Annotated in this window: 20 protein-coding genes; 14 read left to right on the top strand and 6 right to left on the bottom strand. The window is 50.8% G+C overall.

All coding sequences use genetic code 11. The features are described 5' to 3' along the window. The first annotated feature begins 21 nt into the window (after window positions 1-21). From D1831_RS05305 to D1831_RS05265, 9 genes are all read left to right on the top strand, one after another. Window positions 22-891: a DegV family protein gene (locus tag D1831_RS05305; RefSeq protein ID WP_125071890.1), complete on the top strand. Its 870-nt coding sequence runs from the start codon at window positions 22-24 to the stop codon at window positions 889-891. Further along, window positions 891-1,337, top strand: coding sequence for a GNAT family N-acetyltransferase (locus tag D1831_RS05300; RefSeq protein WP_125071889.1), 447 nt, complete (start codon window positions 891-893; stop codon window positions 1,335-1,337). The genes D1831_RS05305 and D1831_RS05300 overlap by 1 nt, the downstream gene beginning before the upstream one ends. 197 nt (window positions 1,338-1,534) lie before the next feature. After that, window positions 1,535-2,272 carry a DUF975 family protein gene (locus D1831_RS05295; RefSeq protein ID WP_125071888.1) on the top strand — a complete coding sequence of 246 codons (738 nt, stop codon included), beginning with the start codon at window positions 1,535-1,537 and terminating at the stop codon, window positions 2,270-2,272. A gap of 131 nt (window positions 2,273-2,403) precedes the next feature. Continuing rightward, window positions 2,404-3,141 (top strand): hypothetical protein, encoded by a 738-nt coding sequence (locus D1831_RS05290; protein ID WP_125071887.1) that lies wholly within the window; start codon window positions 2,404-2,406, stop codon window positions 3,139-3,141. Window positions 3,142-3,205: 64 nt separating this feature from the next. After that, on the top strand, window positions 3,206-3,493 hold the full coding sequence (locus D1831_RS05285) for an RNA-binding protein (RefSeq protein ID WP_125071886.1): 288 nt from the start codon (window positions 3,206-3,208) through the stop codon (window positions 3,491-3,493). Window positions 3,494-3,563: 70 nt separating this feature from the next. Beyond that, a complete protein-coding gene (locus tag D1831_RS05280; RefSeq protein ID WP_125071885.1) occupies window positions 3,564-4,364 on the top strand; it encodes a DUF4931 domain-containing protein in 801 nt (266 codons plus the stop codon). Between the two features lie 75 nt (window positions 4,365-4,439). After that, entirely contained in the window at window positions 4,440-4,772 is a 333-nt protein-coding gene (locus D1831_RS05275) for a hypothetical protein (protein WP_125071884.1), read from the top strand. Between the two features lie 26 nt (window positions 4,773-4,798). Next, window positions 4,799-5,107, top strand: coding sequence for a DUF960 domain-containing protein (locus D1831_RS05270; protein ID WP_125071883.1), 309 nt, complete (start codon window positions 4,799-4,801; stop codon window positions 5,105-5,107). A gap of 117 nt (window positions 5,108-5,224) precedes the next feature. Next, a complete protein-coding gene (locus D1831_RS05265; RefSeq protein WP_125071882.1) occupies window positions 5,225-5,962 on the top strand; it encodes a DUF1003 domain-containing protein in 738 nt (245 codons plus the stop codon). A 3-nt stretch (window positions 5,963-5,965) separates the two neighbouring features. Here D1831_RS05265 and D1831_RS05260 read toward each other — a convergent pair whose 3' ends face one another. Further along, a complete protein-coding gene (locus D1831_RS05260; protein ID WP_125071881.1) occupies window positions 5,966-6,823 on the bottom strand; it encodes a DUF368 domain-containing protein in 858 nt (285 codons plus the stop codon). A gap of 316 nt (window positions 6,824-7,139) precedes the next feature. Here D1831_RS05260 and D1831_RS05255 point away from each other — a divergent pair, with 316 nt between their 5' ends. Together D1831_RS05255 and D1831_RS05250 are read left to right on the top strand one after the other, a co-directional pair. Then, the gene (locus D1831_RS05255; RefSeq protein WP_125071880.1) at window positions 7,140-8,486 is read left to right on the top strand and encodes an amino acid permease; all 1,347 of its coding nucleotides are present in this window, start codon (window positions 7,140-7,142) and stop codon (window positions 8,484-8,486) included. An 83-nt stretch (window positions 8,487-8,569) separates the two neighbouring features. Continuing rightward, window positions 8,570-8,818 (top strand): hypothetical protein, encoded by a 249-nt coding sequence (locus D1831_RS05250; protein ID WP_125071879.1) that lies wholly within the window; start codon window positions 8,570-8,572, stop codon window positions 8,816-8,818. Window positions 8,819-8,822: 4 nt separating this feature from the next. Here D1831_RS05250 and D1831_RS05245 read toward each other — a convergent pair whose 3' ends face one another. From D1831_RS05245 to D1831_RS14365, 5 genes are all read right to left on the bottom strand, one after another. Beyond that, window positions 8,823-9,170, bottom strand: a complete 348-nt coding sequence (locus D1831_RS05245; protein WP_125071878.1) for a hypothetical protein — start codon at window positions 9,168-9,170, stop codon at window positions 8,823-8,825. A gap of 131 nt (window positions 9,171-9,301) precedes the next feature. Further along, window positions 9,302-10,894 carry an L-lactate permease gene (locus tag D1831_RS05240; protein WP_125071877.1) on the bottom strand — a complete coding sequence of 531 codons (1,593 nt, stop codon included), beginning with the start codon at window positions 10,892-10,894 and terminating at the stop codon, window positions 9,302-9,304. A gap of 26 nt (window positions 10,895-10,920) precedes the next feature. Continuing rightward, the gene (locus tag D1831_RS05235; RefSeq protein ID WP_125071876.1) at window positions 10,921-12,270 is read right to left on the bottom strand and encodes a hypothetical protein; all 1,350 of its coding nucleotides are present in this window, start codon (window positions 12,268-12,270) and stop codon (window positions 10,921-10,923) included. Between the two features lie 223 nt (window positions 12,271-12,493). Further along, the gene (locus D1831_RS14820) at window positions 12,494-12,628 is read right to left on the bottom strand and encodes a hypothetical protein (RefSeq protein ID WP_263853673.1); all 135 of its coding nucleotides are present in this window, start codon (window positions 12,626-12,628) and stop codon (window positions 12,494-12,496) included. Continuing rightward, complete coding sequence (locus D1831_RS14365) at window positions 12,601-12,774, bottom strand: hypothetical protein (protein ID WP_158610638.1); 174 nt, start codon at window positions 12,772-12,774, stop codon at window positions 12,601-12,603. The genes D1831_RS14820 and D1831_RS14365 overlap by 28 nt, the downstream gene beginning before the upstream one ends. Window positions 12,775-12,967: 193 nt before the next feature. Here D1831_RS14365 and D1831_RS05230 point away from each other — a divergent pair, with 193 nt between their 5' ends. Genes D1831_RS05230 through D1831_RS05220 form a run of 3 tightly spaced genes read left to right on the top strand, consistent with a single transcriptional unit; the run spans window position 12,968 to window position 14,977 of the window. Continuing rightward, window positions 12,968-13,360, top strand: a complete 393-nt coding sequence (locus tag D1831_RS05230) for a DNA-directed RNA polymerase subunit beta (RefSeq protein WP_125071875.1) — start codon at window positions 12,968-12,970, stop codon at window positions 13,358-13,360. After that, window positions 13,344-14,636, top strand: coding sequence for a Y-family DNA polymerase (locus D1831_RS05225; protein ID WP_125071874.1), 1,293 nt, complete (start codon window positions 13,344-13,346; stop codon window positions 14,634-14,636). The genes D1831_RS05230 and D1831_RS05225 overlap by 17 nt, the downstream gene beginning before the upstream one ends. Window positions 14,637-14,653: 17 nt before the next feature. Then, a complete protein-coding gene (locus D1831_RS05220) occupies window positions 14,654-14,977 on the top strand; it encodes a hypothetical protein (protein WP_125071873.1) in 324 nt (107 codons plus the stop codon). Window positions 14,978-15,002 lie beyond the last annotated feature (25 nt).

Genomic DNA, 15,002 nt, shown 5'->3' with positions numbered 1-15,002 from the left:
GATGAGAAGTAGGTGTATGTCATGAAGATTGCTGTTGTTACTGACAGCACCAGCTATTTAACACCGCAAGAGGTCGCCGATAACAATATTCACGTTGTGCCGATCCCGGTGATTATAGATGGAAAAGTGTATCAAGAAGGCGTCGACATTACGACGGCCGACTTTTATGCCAATATGAAATCATTTAAGTCGTTTCCCAGCACGTCCCAACCACCCGTTGGGGAAATGATCGAATTTTATAACCGGCTCGGAGACGAGGGTTACGATGCCGTGATCAGTATTCATCTGGCTAGCACCATTTCCGGCTTTTATAACAGTTTGGTCAACATGCGCGACATGGTCGACAATGTCAAACTGTACCCGTACGATTCACAGATCACGGTGCGGTTGATGGGGTACCTCGCCTTAGAGGCGGACCGGATGGCTAAGGCGGGTCACACCGTCGAAGAAATTTTAGCGCGCTTAGATGATCTGCGGGCGTCCATGGGGGAATACTTCATCGTGGACGACTTACAAAACCTGGTTCGGGGTGGCCGCTTATCCAACGCTTCCGCGTTCATTGGCAGCGTCTTGCGGATTAAGCCGTTATTGACCTTTGATGATAAACACGAAATCGTGGCCTTTGAAAAGGTTCGTTCGACCAAGAAGGCCTTGGCCCGGGTAGAACACCTCTTTGCGGAGGCGCAGGCGAAGGTGGATTATCCGTTACGGGCCATTATCGTTCAAGGTAACAACCTTGAGGCGGCTAAGGCTTGGAAGGCCAAGCTGCAAAAGCAGTACCCCGATATGCCGATTGATCTGACCTACTTTGGCCCGGTCATTGGGACCCATTTAGGGGACAAGTCGTTAGCGTTAGCCTGGTTAAAGGACATTGATAAGGCTTATAAATAATGAAAATTATTTTTTCGAATGAAGCACCTCACCGGGCGGCGGCCTACGCCCTACGTCAAGCAGTGTTCGTTGAAGAACGCGGAATTCCCGCCAAGGTTGAGTTCGACCACAAGGACACCGACGAGCGGCTCTACGCCGTGATGTACCTGCAAGATGACTTGCCGGTCGCCACCTTGCGTTTAGAGCCCCAGAAAAATCACGTCATGCGGTTTGGCCGGGTCTGTACCCGTAAGGCCTACCGTGGTCGCGGGCTGGGGCAACAACTGTTAACGGCGGCTGAACAGTGGGCCGTCAACCACGGAGCGACGCAGGGCTTGATCGACGGCGAACTTTCCGCACAGTCGTTTTACGAGCGCTGTGGTTATCAGGTAACGGCCGGTCCGTTTGATGAAGACGGGGCCGCGGTCGTGGTGATGAACAAACCGTTAATTGAAGTCAATAAATGATCGTCAACTAAGCTTTAAAGAACACCAATTTCTCATGCCAAACTGAGAAATTGGTGTTCTTTGTTTTCTAAGACGGTGGGGCCGAAGCAGACTTTTAGCGCACGCGTGGTTTATTTTGTCGATAACGATTGACTAGTCGCGACTCTTCGGGGAAAATAAGAGGTGAAAGTCTTAAAATAGGGAGTTGAGTGCATTTCATGAAAACCAGGGCGGAACTGAAAGGTGAAGTCAAGCAGCTGTTTAAGGGGCGCTGGAAAGACGCCGTGTTACTTTGTATCGTGGTCAGTTTGTTATCCATTTTTACGATTACGAGCCAGTACTCTGACCAGTACCAGCGTTCGTCGGGGGGCACGGACACGGGGACGCTAACGGAAATCCTGCACTTTACGGGGATGGAAATTGGCCTGATCGTGGTCGTCGTCGCGGTCGCACTCCTCGTTCAAATCGCGTTTGGCCTAATTATTAAGATTTTTAAGGTCGGTACCAGCTATTCAATGTTGGACTGGGTTCGCAACCCCGACCGCGAGATCCACGCCGTTAAGGACTCGACGGTGGGGTTTACCAAGGCGTACGCCGGACCAATCATTGGGTTAGCCATTTTACAGGGCGTTTTTGTTTTTCTGTGGGCGCTCTTACTAATTGTTCCGGGGATCATTAAGGCCTACGCTTACTCGCAGAGTTTTTACGTGTATAAGGACATGCTGGCGGCGACTCCGACCGGTCAAGCGCGGCCCCGTTTTCGGGATGCGCTGACCCGCAGTCGACAACTAATGGTTGGACATAAGTGGCAATTATTTTGCTTACAGTTGAGCTTTATTGGCTGGGGCATTCTGAGCGGATTAACGCTCGGAATCGGCCAGCTATGGCTTATCCCGTACACTTACGGCACGTTTGCTAACTACTACGATAACCTCGTTCAAAACAACGCGCAGTAACCACGGACCCGCCGGCGATGCCGGACGGGTCTTTTACCGTGAATTATTTCGTCAGTTACCCCGAATGGACCGGGACAAGGTCGTTAAAATATGGTAAACTGGCGAAAGCAAGAAAGGAAGTGCGATAGTTAATGCCTGAACAAGAACCGACGCGGATGTCACGCTTAAAAGCGCGGCAAGAAGCGACTGGCAAAAAGCGGGGACGGACTGGCCGGTCAAGCGGCCCCCAGGACCCGAAAAAACCGCAGTCACCAAAGTCGCCGAAGAAAAAACGTCACGTTTCGTTATGGTTATTGGCTTTAATCGTGGTGGCTTTGGGTGGCTCGATCATTTACTTCGTCAAGGCGTCAACGAGCCAAGATTTAGTAGAAACGGCGACGTCGTCCAGCAGCAGTAAAGCCCGTAAAAATTCATCCTCAAAGTCTTCAAGTTCGTCGAAGAAAAAGAAGTCCAAGAGTTCGTCCGATAGCGATACCACTGACAGTGATACGACTGATAGTGACACCACTGACGGGACAACGACTAGTGATCAAACAACCACTGATAACGCCACGGGAACCACAACGGCGGGAACGACAACGAATAGTAGCCCCACAACGTCGACTAATAATCATGCCACGACCACGACTAGTTCGTCGACCACTAACAGTAGCCATACAACCACGACTAGCAGTCACGCAACGAGCAGTACGTCGTCGTCAACGGCTTCCAGTGCTTCCAAGGACAGCAGCTCATCGGCTAGCTCCAGTTCGAATGGGACCCAAACGTTCGATAATTTAAAGGACGCGCAGAGTTACGGTCAATCGATCAAGGGGAATTACAAGGTCACGACGAGTGGCTCGAAATATAACGTTGATAAAGCTGAATAGGTCGTTTTAATTTGATTATTGCGTATAATAAACTTATTAAGTGAGTGAATCGGAGTGATGGAAGATGGATCGCAATGTGGAAGTGAAGTACCCCGCAATCTTTCGGGACGAGGGAACGTATTGGGACGTGCGCTTTCCCGATGTTCCCGCCGCGCAAACTTTTGGCGCTAGTGTCCAAGTCGCTGCGGATAATGCGGCTAACGCGTTAGCCATTGCTCTTTTTGAACAGCCGTTACCCGCGGCATCCAACCCACAATACTGGCGTTTAGCTTCGAGTGAATTCGTGGTTTGGATCACGATGGCCGACGTGAAGTTTGGTCCGGGGGCGAATACGCCAGAACCGATGAATTAATTAGTTTAACGTAGAGTTCGGGGTCCCCCGGGCTCTATTTTTGTGTCACGTTTGAAAGGAATTGATTAAGATGCAAGCACACCCGCTAATTTTTGATACTAACATTGCCAAGGGAAAGCCGGAAAATATTCGCCATACCGGTAATGCCTGCCCGTTTTGTGATCCGAGCAGCTTAACGGATATTTTAGCTAAGGACCAGGACCGTATCTGGCTGTTAAATAAGTTTCCAACTTTGCAGGCAACCTGGCAGACCATTATTATTGAAACGGCCGACCATGCAGGCGACGTGGCGACGTACCCGGAAGCTCAAAATCAAGCCGTCTTCGCGTTTGCGCTGCAACACTGGCAGGAAACGATTGCCAGTGGCAAGTACGCCTCCGTTTTGTTATATAAAAACTTTGGGCCGCATTCCGGTGGTAGTTTGCGCCACCCCCACATGCAAATTGTCGGCCTGGACGACGTTGACGGTTACGCTAACGTTGTTCCGGCTAACTTTTCCGGTTACCCGATCATCAGTACCGGGGCGTTACGGGTGACCGTTTCGGACCAACCGGTCATGGGGTTTGTCGAGTTCAACGTGGCAACGGCGTGGACCGACCACGCCCGGATGGCCGACGCGGTCCAAACGGTCGTCCGCTACTGCCTAAACGACTACTTTAAGGGCCGGTGCGACAGTTACAACCTGTTCTTTTACCCCCTCGGTGACCGGGTCGTTTGCAAGGTGATCCCGTTGTTTAACGTGTCGCCGTACTACATTGGTTACCGTTTATCCCAGGCCGATACGCCCGAACGAATGCGGGAAATTGCGGCGGAAGTGCGGCAAAAATTCGCGACGGAGCGGCCGGCTTTTAAGTCGCAGAACCGTTTTTAAACGGGGAGTATGGTATCATGATAGGTAAGTATTAGTAATCATTTATAAGTAAAATGATGAGTGGAGGAATGTAGCGTGCAAAATTTAATTCCGGGCGACATGTTAGAAGTTGGTCAAAAACTAAAGTGGGAATTAGACGCCGGGATGACCGCGGATGAAAGCAGTGTGATCAACGATGCGGTTCTAGCAGGGACCCAGTACTTCGTTGACGAGGCCCTTGAAGGCAGCTACTGGACCGTTAAGTGGGACCCCAACCACCAAAATATCGATATTTACGGGACGACCGGCAGCGTGGTTGGCCAAATTAAGCCAACTCTAGCGGACCTGGAAGCGGACTTCCGTAAGGATTCACAGGGCCTGTTTATTCGCATCGAAAAGGAAGTTGCCGTAATCGTGCGCGACAACTAAGTCACTTGAATAACGAGGTGAGCGGGATGTTTAACGCAAACGCAGACCGTTACGCGACTTTGGGGCTAGCTTCTAAGCTCCCCAGTTCCGTAATTGATGGTATTTGGAAGATTATTGACGATGATTTGCAGGGCGTCGTGTCACTGCCACGGGTGTTACAGTTTGCCCTGATTCGGCGTGCCGGCCACGTGACGGTGGTTTTTGATGATCGCCATGATTCAATTTTTGAATTTGACCTGCCGGAAGCTTACCAACGGGAGTTTCCGGAAACCATCGCCGTGTTAGACGATGGGCAGTATCAGACCATGATGTTAATGAACGAATTATCCGTCTAAGACCGTTTAAAAAGGCACCACCGGCGCATGATCGTCGGTGATGCCTTTTTTAGGTTGGTCTTCGCAAGGCGACAAGCTGGGGAAGTTGTATAATGAAAGTAAAGGAGCGTGAACAACATGTCAAGAACTGCCATCTGCATCGTGGATCAACAACGTTACGAAATGGTTGACGGGATGCAGCTCATCGAATTGGAACCGCAACTACGGGCCGCCGTGGAACAGGATTTTCCGCGGGCCCACGACCATAGTTTTATTTGTAGCGAACACTTGGTACACTACCGTTTAGCTAAAATGGATAAAATGATTGCCGCGGATTACCGTGAAAACGACAAGGTCAATAAACATTTGTCGAAAATTTTGGCTAAGAACAGTTACCAGGTCGTTGATGCGCACGAAGAGCTGGAAGAATCGCTCACCTTTGGTCAACGGATCGCGGACGGTGTGGCCCAGTTTGGCGGGAGCTGGGCGTTCATTATCTCGTTTGTCGCGGTCATGCTTGCCTGGATGATCATTAACGTGATCCCCATTTTTACGCACCACTTTGATCCGTATCCCTTTATTTTATTAAACCTCTTTTTGAGCATGGTCGCGGCGATCCAAGCCCCGCTAATTATGATGAGTCAAAACCGGGCCGCCGAATACGACCGGTTAGAAGCGCGAAACGATTTTCGGGTCAACGCCAAGTCGGAAGAAGAAATTCGGGTGCTGCATTCCAAGGTTGACCATTTGATCCAACAAGACGAACCCAATATGTTGGAGATTCAAAAAATGCAGACCGAGATGCTCGGTGAGATCCAGGCCCAAGTCAACGAATTAAGGCGGTTGCAGCCTAAACGCAAGCGCAACCAGCAGTAACTCCTACTTGTATTTTTCTTCCAGGGTACTCATCCAATAACCGAGCAGCCCCCCGGCGACTAAGGCCAGCCCACTAAATAGGTAGGTGCTTAGCGTTGCGTTTGCGTAAGAGATGCTTTCCGCGGCGTAGGGGTTCGGAATTAAGATCAACAGCGTGCTGGCCGTTACGATCCCCAGGATGAAGTGGTAGACCCGCGAGTGGAACCGGGTCAGTAAGTGGTCCATTAATTTTGAGAATAGCACCATGGCCAGTACGCCCCCGATAGCGATCGGTAAGTAGACGCCCAGCACGTCTAGTTTTTTGAACCCGGTCAGCATGGGCGTAAACAATCCCAAAATCAGCAGCAGGTTGGAGGGACTTAGCCCGGGAACTAGCACCCCCAGCGCAATGAGCGCCCCGGCAACGATAAAACCGCCAAAGTTTGCGGGTAAGGTTCCGAATAATTCACTCATAAAGTAGAGTAATCCGGCACTGACGATGAAGGTCCCGAAAAACCAAAGGTAGTCCCCGGCATCGCGCGGTCCCTGGTTACCGGCCGTTTTGATCAGGGCCGGCAAGGTTCCCACGATGGCCCCGGCGAAGCCCCACAAAACGATGACCTGGGCGTGGGCGAGCAAGTATTCCAGCGGTGCCGATAGCAGGGCGATCCCGGCCACGCCCCCTAAACCGACCGGAACAAAGTACCAGAAATCGCGTTTGAAGTTTTGCCGAAAGTGGGCCATAAAGCCTAGTAGGCGTTCGTAAATGCCCAAAATGGCGGCTAACACGCCGCCGGAAACGCCGGGTAAAATAAACCCCAGCGCGATGACGACCCCTTTAAAAAAGCGGCTCCAGAAATTATCAGTCGTTTGACGTTGCATGTGTAAGGCTCCTTTTAATGGTTTTATCTTAAAGTACCTTACGATACCAAATTCTACGGGGAAGCGCAATCAATATCCGGGACTGCCCCGGGCACTTTTAACCCGGTCGCCGTAATGTGAGCCGCTTGGGGCGTCACTTGAAGGTTAACCAGAAGTTTTATACAATGGACTTTTATTAAATGCGATTAATACGGATTTGTAGTACAATTAGTTTCATTATATTGGGCCAAAACGGCTGGCGGTTAGCCAGAAACTGGCACCAAAATTTATGAACGGGTCAGTAAAACCGTTCAGTGTTAAGGAAAGTTGAGGTTATATGGAAAATCAACAGCTCGCTCGCAAGCTAAAACGCCGCCACGTGCAGATGATCGCACTCGGTGGCGCGATTGGTACGGGCTTATTTCTTGGTTCGGGAGCGGCCATTAAGCAGGCCGGACCATCAATTTTATTGGCGTACGCCATCGGGGGCTTTTTTTGTTACCTGATGATGCGGGCCTTGGGAGAACTATTACTCTCCAATACGAAGCTCCATTCTTTCTTAGAATTTATTAATTTATACCTCGGTAAAAAATTTGAGTTTGCCATTGGCTGGACGTACTGGCTATGCTGGATCAGTTTAGCAATGGCCGATCTAACGGCCAGCGGCATCTACATTCGTTACTGGTTCCCGTGGATTCCGCAGTGGGTCACGCCGTTAGTGATCATTTTAATTTTACTGGTGTTTAACCTTCTATCGGTCAGCGCCTTCGGGGAATTAGAATACTGGTTTTCAATGATCAAAGTGGTTGCCATCGTGGCGTTGATCGTTACCGGGGCCATTTTGATTGGCTCGTCCGCGCACGTGGGTGGACAACAGGTGACCGTTACGAACTTAGTGTCGCACGGGGGCTTCTTTCCCAAGGGGCTGGGCGGCTTTTTGACGTCGTTTTCACTGGTGATCTTCGCGTTTACCGGAATTGAAATGGTCGGGATTACCGCTGGTGAAGCGGAAAACCCCGAGACCGAGTTACCGCGGGCGATTAACAGCTTACCCATCCGGATCTCCTTCTTTTACGTGGGGGCGCTGTTTGTTATCATGGCGATTTATCCGTGGGACCAGATCACGACGTCCCAGTCACCGTTTGTACAGGTCTTTAGCGACATCGGGATCAAAGCGGCTGCCAGTATCATTAACTTCGTCGTTTTGACGGCGGCGTTATCGGCCTGCAACAGTGCAATCTTTAGTACCAGCCGAACGTTGTTTACACTGGCACACGGAAAAAACGCGCCCAAGTGGATGGGCAAAGTCAACCGCTACAACGTGCCGGCCCGGGCGTTAGGTTTCTCGTCGCTGATCCTGCTCATTATCGTGGTGCTGAACTACGTGATTCCTAGTACGGTCTTTACGCTGATCTCTAACGTGGCGACGACCAACTTCATTATCGTGTGGTGCTCATTATTAGTGTGTCACTACGTTTATAAAACGACGCAGGACAGCAGTCACAACCCGTTTAAACTACCGTTGTTCCCACTGTCCAACGTGGCTACGCTCATCTTTTTCTTAGCCGTCACGGTCGTTTTGTGTTTTGACAGTGTTAACCGCTGGGCCGTGATTGGCTCGGTTGTCTGGTTCATCTTATTATTAGTCATTGAAACGGGGATGCGTCGGCACCAGCGTGCTTAAACGTCCATAAAAAAGCTGTCGTTGAAGAACGGCAGCTTTTTTGATATCCTGAGCTTAATGATAATTGTTAGGGGGGGATGGCGATGTTTAAACGGTCTGCGCGCGATGCCGTTGGTTGGATGGTGGCTGGTAGTTTACTGAGTCTCGTTACCGACCTGTTTGTTGACCGGGGGACGCTACGAGTGCTTTGGCGCGCCTTTACGGGGGGCTGGTCAAGCTTATTAGGGACACTCGCGCTGATTGGTGGGCTTTGGGCCGTGATCACCCTGTTGATCTGGGCTGTGCGGGCTTTAAACCACTGGTTAGCTCAGCGGGACTACCACGCAAAGTGAGCAGTTACTTAGTGGGCGGCACGGGTTTTAACTGTTGTTCAATTGTGCGGGTGTCCTTCATGAGTACGGCTGAATCGCTGATTGCCATAATCCGGTGGTGGGTCAGTAGGTCGTTTGTCAGGGCCTGGTAAACGAGGTCGGCGACCACCCAGCACGTTTGGGTATCGTATTCTGGTGCCGTCAGTAAGGCGTAGCCCTCGCTGTCATCGACGTAGACCTGGAAGCCGATGCCGAGGCGGGCCTGGAGCCGTTTGGCGTAACGCAGGTAGAGGGCCCGGTTAGCGGTGGGATCGGTCGTGGGTCCCACGACCCGGTCTCCCAGTTGTAAACTTGGAACTAAGCGGACTTGCACGGTAAAAAGCCTCCTTTACGTTAAAGTGATTAACCTTATTTTAAGCCACTGCGCGTCATTTTGCAGGATTATTTGTCCAAAATAAAACCAACCAGTTAGTCAACGCGACTTAACTGGTTGGTTTTATTAGGTTACAGCAAGTTGATCAAGACGAGTCCGGCAATCCCGATGAGGGCGGCGTAGGTCAGTCCTGGCAAAATCGTTTTACGAAGAATCGCGCCTTCCTGACCACTTAAATTGACGACTGAACTAACGGCAACGATGTTGTGCACACAGATCATGTTTCCGGCGGCCGCGCCAATCAGTTGTGCGGCTAAAATCACGTTAGGATTCAGGTGGGCGTTGACCGCGATGTCCGCTTGAATCTGGCCAAACGTCAACGTTGAAACGGTGGTACTCCCGGTAACAAACGCCCCTAATTGGCCTAAGAACGGGGCCATGAAGATCCAGATCCCGGCTAAGTAGGTCGCAACGAACTTTGCAATGTACATGGGCATGCTCGGTAAGTTGGCCTGGTTTAACCCGGAATTGGTGAAGACCTGGACCATGACCAGGGTGACGGCTAAGGCAAAGGCGGTATTGCCCATGGACCCCACGACCTTTTTAGCGGTTGGCAGGAGGGGCTTTAGGGACTTAGCCTGGACGAGTAACCCGACTACCGCGGCTAAGACGAGCACCGTTCCGGGGGAGTATAGAAATTCCCAGTCGGAATTGATACTGGTAAAGCCCAAAATGTGGTGCCACGATAGGTTCACGTAGCTGGTCAGGAATCGTTGTAAACTGCCCCAGACCCGACTGGCCAGTAACAGTACCACGACTAACAAGTAGGGGAACCAGGCCTTTAAGAGGGACATCGTACGCGTCGTCGTGGTGGCCTGCTGGCTAAAATTAGCGACTTGCCACGGCTGGGCTTGCACGCTTTTTGGCAGCAGCCAGCGCCGACGAATGCTAATAATGGCAATAATCAACGTTCCTAACGGCGCAATGATGGAAACAAACTCGTACCCGATCAACCACGCGCTTAGCAGGGCGATGCCGCTATAAACGAAGCCAATCACCAGGGCCCAGGGCAGCACACTGAGCCACTGCTTAAACCGGTGCTCTTTTGGGCCAAACCAGAGGATCAAAATTAGAATTAAAATGGCCGGCATTAACGCACCGACGAAGAGGTCTAATTGGGTCACCCGCAAACCAATTAAATTTAACGTGCTGGCTTTTTCGGTCACGTTACTTAACCCGACGGTCAGCGGCGTCCCCACGGCTCCAAATGCGGCCGGTGTTGAATCGGCTACCAGGGCTAAAATGACGGCGGCCATCGGGGAAAAGCCGAGTGCAATCAGTAACGGTGCGGTCACCATGGCGGGCGTCCCGAAGCCCGAGACCCCTTCGATCAGTCCCCCAAATAGGAAGGCAACCAAGATGGTCTGTAGGCGCATGTCGGCTGATAACGCTTGAAACCCCTGGTTAATGCGGTCGATAGCCCCGGTCGCACGCAAACTGTTGAGCATGAGCAGGGCCCCGAACAAGATCCATAAAATGGGTAACGCCTTGTGCAGCGATTGAAGAATCGAAGCGCCAATCACGGCGGGGGACAGGTGCCAGAAGAGGTAACTCGTGATAATGACGACGACGGCACTAATACTCATGCCGCGGGTCGCGGGGAGGTTCAAGCCCCCTAGTAGGATCAACGGTAAAATAATGGCAGCAGCGGCAACGATAATCATAAGCGGTCAACTCCTTTTAGTACAAACTAAGCGGTCGGTTGTTGTGGTGTCTGGTGAAACTGACCGTACAGGTTGATCAATGAAATAATCAGCGAGAGGCCCACTAGCGGCCACGTCATACCCATTTGATAAGTTATTTTTAACGCGGTATTGCTTGGGTTAAAAAAGGTCATCAGCTGAAGATGATTGAGCGCGCTGACGGCAACTAGTAAGCCGAAGAAACAGAGTTGGCATAAAAGCCCACCGTAAGTTGAAAAACGGTACTTGTGAATAATAGCTAGGTCGGGATCATTTTTTTCGGCGGCGTATACGCTGTCGTTAATGGCGGGGTTTTCAAAGCCAATGTACAATGCGATCAATAACAGCCCCACCGCGTACAGGGCGGGGATGGCAGTCAGTGCGAGTAAGTGCCCTAAAATCAAGCCGCTACTGGCTAGTTTAGCGGCTTGTGGCTTGGCTTGGTGCGTCAGTGCCAAATAAAGGGGCCGCCCCCCTTCAAAGCCTAGCAGGTATAACCCGAAGACGAGGTACATACCGCTTTTACCAAACATAAAGTAACCAAAGAAACTATTAAATAGGAGGACAAAACTGAGTAAAAAGCCCCGGTTGAGGATGCGGACCTTATTGGCCGGCATGAACTTCCAATCGGCGGCCAGTTCAACGTTTAATAAAACGATGGCTAACAGAACGACGCCTAACACGTATGGGAGGGCAATCGTTAAATTAACTTTTCGCAGCAGCGTCAGTAAGCCAATCGCGGCGAAGAAGACGATGAAGACCAGTACCCGCCATAGACGAACGGGGTGGTGCTGGCCGGCTTCGTGTTCGTTATAAAAAGCCAGGGAGAATTGGTTTAATAACTTGCCCGCGGGGATGGCGATGATGAATAACAGGGCCAACAGGACGAAGGCTAACCGGTACTTAAGGTCTAGCCAAAAGTCGAGGCCAAACAGGACGGCTAGGCCCAGAAAAATGAGCCAGTACATTTGCTTGAGCTTAAAATCGGTACTTTCGCTCAAATGCAGTTTAATGGTCAGGTAGTAGGGCCAGATGTTAGCGGACGTGTAACCTAAGCAGAGGGCCGCAATGATCACGCCGACGAGGTTACTCGTCAAACTGAAGATCAGACTACCAATGACGCCCAACCACAAGCAGATCAGGAGGTAACTGCTAGCCTTTAAGTCGAGGTGCTTGGTCCAAAAAACGCTGGCGGCCCGGGCAACGTAAAAAACAATGATGGCCACTAAATAATTAATACTATGGGTCTGTTGGTACTTAAATAAAATTAACACGTACGGTAACGCGATCCCGATGTTGGCTAAAAAATTCAGGGTTGCGACCGAAAAATCTAAACTAGAATTTCGTAATTTGCTCAATGATCTCACACACCATTCCGTAAATTTCTTCACAATTAAGTATAGCAATTTATGGGGTTAAAAGCTGGCAAAGTGAACGCTTCAGTGAAGTTAACGCCCTAACTAGGCGTTCAGTAAACGGGTTGTTAATCGTTTTATTAGGGAGAAATCGGGGCGTAAAAAAAGAAGACTGATAACGACTGCGCGTTATCGGTCTTCTTTTAATGATGTTTCAGTTACTTGTTTAATCAGTCGCGGACCAGCCGTGCGCCAGAAAATCCTCGTAGATTGGCTGAAAGTACGCTTGTTTGAGCTGCTGAATCCGGGCTTCCCGTTCGGCGGTGGGGATGGTCAACAGGTCGCGTTGTTTTTTTGCCAAACGAAGGCCTCGGCGCCAAACGACTGTACCCGGTACCAGTTAGTCATGACCCGGGATGGGACGTGCTGGTAATCAACGTCACCGGTGGCCCGGGCGTAGGCCGCGTTGTCCCACTGGGTGGTGACGGCTTGTTCGTAATTTATCATGCTTACCTCCGCTACGTGTGAATGCTTACTAAAGCTATTTAAATTGTACCATAGCCGCCGCGCTTGGACGGTAGCGGTGGTCGTTGGCCATGGTAACTTGCGCAAGTTTGTCTGCAAGAAAAAATAAATTTATTGGAACCCTTGATTAAAAGAACGTATGTTCGTATAATTGGAGGCAAAAGGCGGTGTGCTTATGGAAAATATCGTTCCACGCGAAAAATGGCTCTATGACGATCGGGGCATGATGAAATGGATGGGCTGGCTTCTGAGTGATCACAGTGCGTACTTAGAGTCGGCGGCCCGTCAACGAGCGGGTGCGCCAATTGAACCGCAACTCTCCCGGCAAACGATTAACGAACGGCTCCAAACGGCGTGGCAGTCCGTTAACGTCATTGAATTACAAGTCAACACCCTCGTTAATAACCACTACCCGCCGTTGCTCACGGGTGTGATCGTGGGGTTTAACGCCGGAACACTGGCCGTGCAAACGGGGGATGGCGTCATCAAAACCGTTGGGGTGGCCAACGTTCGCTGGGTCGCCCTAGTGGCCACTGAAAAGTGGTGGGACCATGACGACCCCCTTTGATGATCCTAGTCGGTTACCCGTACGAGATATTATGTGCATTGACTGTAAAAGTTTTTTTGCCAGTACCGAAGCCGTTCGACGGGGAGAGTCCCCGTTGGCCGCTAAGATCGCGGTACTATCACGAGCAGAATCTAACGGTGGGCTGATCTTGGCGGCTTCTCCGGATACTAAACGGGATTACGGCGTTAAGTTGGGAACCCGGCGCTTTGAACTACGGCCCGACATGGACATCGAGCTAGCAGCACCGCACATGCGGGACTACATTGAACTTAATTACCGCATCAACCAAATTTTCCGTCAGTTTACGGATGACCAACACTGGTTCGTTTACAGTATTGATGAGGCCTTTATTGACGTAACGCACAGTCATAAATTATTTGGATCGAATGCGGCCATTGCGGATCAGATTCAGCAGCGGGTTTTTAACGAGACCGGTATCGTGACCACCATCGGGATGGGACCAAACCCGTTGTTAGCCAAACTAGCACTAGATAACGCCGCTAAGCAACGGGCACCGTGGCGGGCAACCTGGACTTACGCGGACGTCCCCCGGACGGTTTGGCAACTAGCCCGGTTAACTGATTTTTGGTCGATTGGCCATCAAACGGCAGTCAAACTAGAACAAATGGGTATTCATTCGGTTTACGATTTAGCCCACACTGATCGGCGACGGTTGAAACGGCGTTTTGGGGTGTTGGGCGACGCCCTGTACTTTCATAGCTGGGGAATCGATTATTCCGATTTAACTAAGCGCTACTTACCCCGGGCGGCCAATAAGGGGTATGGTAATAGCCAAGTATTAATGCGGGATTACACGACCCGAACGGACATTGAGACGGTACTGTTTGAAATTGCGGACCAGGTTGCGACCCGGCTGCGCCAGCATAACGTGTTGGGAGAAGTGGTCGGCATTCAAGTGGGCTTTGCGACCCCGGATGAACACCACCGCCACGGTTGGAGCGCTCAAACTAAGATTGACCCAACGAACACCACTAACGATTTAATTCGGGCCGTGCAATACTTATTTGAAAAGAAGTGGCGCGGTAACGCCCTGCGTAATTTGGGGGTCCGGGTCAACCGGATCAGTCATCCCAGTACGTTTCAACTATCGCTATTTGACGACGTTGAACGGCACGCGGCTGACTTGCGGTTAGCGCATACGATCGACCAAATTCGGCGCCGCTACGGGTACGGGGCCATTGTCCGGGGTTACAGTAAAAAGGCCGCCGGCACGGCAATTGACCGGGCTAAATTAGTGGGCGGTCACCAAGCATAGAGAGGGGAGGCGACGACGTGTTAAAAGAATCGCAAACGCTTATCCGCAATTTTGACCACTACTTTTTACGCCGCTACCGGTGGCGCTACCACTTGTTAATTGTTGATAACCATTTATTTGACTGTTACAGTTTCTTTTTGCAAGCACGCCGGGAGAATGAACAGTTGCTTCATAGTTATGATTTACTGGAGATTCCACACAAAGTTGGCCTTTATCAGCAGGTGTTAACGGACTTAAAAGCCCATACCCAACTGAGGATTGAGTTCCGTGATACGCACCACTTGGTTCATCCCGGGACGGAGATTAGCCAAGATTTAGCCCACGGACACACGCCTGATTAAATTTAAGCAAAAGATGGTAATTGTA

It is taken from the genome of Lactiplantibacillus garii (assembly GCF_003885105.1).
Taxonomy (GTDB): domain Bacteria; phylum Bacillota; class Bacilli; order Lactobacillales; family Lactobacillaceae; genus Lactiplantibacillus; species Lactiplantibacillus garii.
Note: the sequence above shows the minus strand (reverse complement) of the source record. Positions and strands in the feature narration are given on the sequence as shown.

Coding starts and splice junctions, on each gene's coding strand:
- D1831_RS05285 (WP_125071886.1), top strand. CDS start 3,206: ATGGATCGCAATGTGGAAGTGAAGTACCCCGCAATCTTTCGGGACGAG.
- D1831_RS05255 (WP_125071880.1), top strand. CDS start 7,140: ATGGAAAATCAACAGCTCGCTCGCAAGCTAAAACGCCGCCACGTGCAG.
- D1831_RS05305 (WP_125071890.1), top strand. CDS start 22: ATGAAGATTGCTGTTGTTACTGACAGCACCAGCTATTTAACACCGCAA.
- D1831_RS14365 (WP_158610638.1), bottom strand. CDS start 12,774: ATGATAAATTACGAACAAGCCGTCACCACCCAGTGGGACAACGCGGCC.
- D1831_RS05295 (WP_125071888.1), top strand. CDS start 1,535: ATGAAAACCAGGGCGGAACTGAAAGGTGAAGTCAAGCAGCTGTTTAAG.
- D1831_RS05270 (WP_125071883.1), top strand. CDS start 4,799: ATGTTTAACGCAAACGCAGACCGTTACGCGACTTTGGGGCTAGCTTCT.
- D1831_RS05300 (WP_125071889.1), top strand. CDS start 891: ATGAAAATTATTTTTTCGAATGAAGCACCTCACCGGGCGGCGGCCTAC.
- D1831_RS05250 (WP_125071879.1), top strand. CDS start 8,570: ATGTTTAAACGGTCTGCGCGCGATGCCGTTGGTTGGATGGTGGCTGGT.
- D1831_RS05260 (WP_125071881.1), bottom strand. CDS start 6,823: ATGCAACGTCAAACGACTGATAATTTCTGGAGCCGCTTTTTTAAAGGG.
- D1831_RS05280 (WP_125071885.1), top strand. CDS start 3,564: ATGCAAGCACACCCGCTAATTTTTGATACTAACATTGCCAAGGGAAAG.
- D1831_RS05240 (WP_125071877.1), bottom strand. CDS start 10,894: ATGATTATCGTTGCCGCTGCTGCCATTATTTTACCGTTGATCCTACTA.
- D1831_RS05225 (WP_125071874.1), top strand. CDS start 13,344: ATGACGACCCCCTTTGATGATCCTAGTCGGTTACCCGTACGAGATATT.
- D1831_RS05290 (WP_125071887.1), top strand. CDS start 2,404: ATGCCTGAACAAGAACCGACGCGGATGTCACGCTTAAAAGCGCGGCAA.
- D1831_RS05230 (WP_125071875.1), top strand. CDS start 12,968: ATGGAAAATATCGTTCCACGCGAAAAATGGCTCTATGACGATCGGGGC.
- D1831_RS05265 (WP_125071882.1), top strand. CDS start 5,225: ATGTCAAGAACTGCCATCTGCATCGTGGATCAACAACGTTACGAAATG.